Annotated in this window: 2 protein-coding genes; one reads left to right on the forward strand and one right to left on the reverse strand. The window is 52.2% G+C overall.

Features of this window, described 5'->3' with window-relative positions; translation table 11 throughout:
* A partial coding sequence (locus ACR0C6_RS21865) for a Rid family hydrolase (protein WP_480621268.1) occupies positions 1-343 on the forward strand: 343 nt, incomplete at its 5' end.
* 101 nt (positions 344-444) lie between these two features.
* On the opposite strand, the gene ACR0C6_RS21870 is transcribed toward ACR0C6_RS21865, so the two are convergent.
* Positions 445-665 (reverse strand): hypothetical protein (locus tag ACR0C6_RS21870; RefSeq protein WP_480621270.1); only part of this gene is annotated, 221 nt, incomplete at its 5' end.

A 665-nucleotide genomic window follows, 5' to 3' on the forward strand; every position in this document is an offset into this window, starting at 1 on the left:
CAGCCGAGCAGTTCGGGTTGGTCCCCACATATCTGTTGGCGGCACCGCACCTGTCGATGCTGAAGGCAAGACCGTAGGGGTCGGAGATGTATTTGCCCAAACAACCCAGTGCTTTGAAATCATCAAGGCGGCTCTCGAACAGGCAGGTTCCGGAATTCAAGACATTGTTCGGACGCGAGTCATACTGACAGATATCGACAATTGGAAAGAAGCCATCGAGGCAAGGAAGAAGTATTGCGTCGATGCACGACCCGTCGACACAATTATGGCGATCAATCGGTTTGTGAACCCTGAATGGTTGGTCGAGATCGAAGTCGATGCAATCATAGCCGACGACGCATAGCTGAGAAGGCCACTACGCGGTTACGTAGCTGTCACTTACAGCTCGCAACTGCCTTGGATGTGATCTCGTTGCCTTATTTGGCCGATTGTCACCAAGTGTCGTCAGAACCTTCCTGGATACAGACTCATCATGTTCTGCACGTCCAGTTCACTCGAAAACGCAGCGGGATTACTCCAGATCACGTCATTAATATAGTCGCGTTCCGCGTGAAGATCGTTGGCTGTAGGCTGCGGCTTACGGGTTTCGGGGCAGGCTCTTTTGGTCAACCCGAACAGTCCACCAAATACGGTGCAGATGCTGGGTGACATTGTATGGGAAGCCA

The organism is Ruegeria sp. AL12 (genome assembly GCF_056540885.1).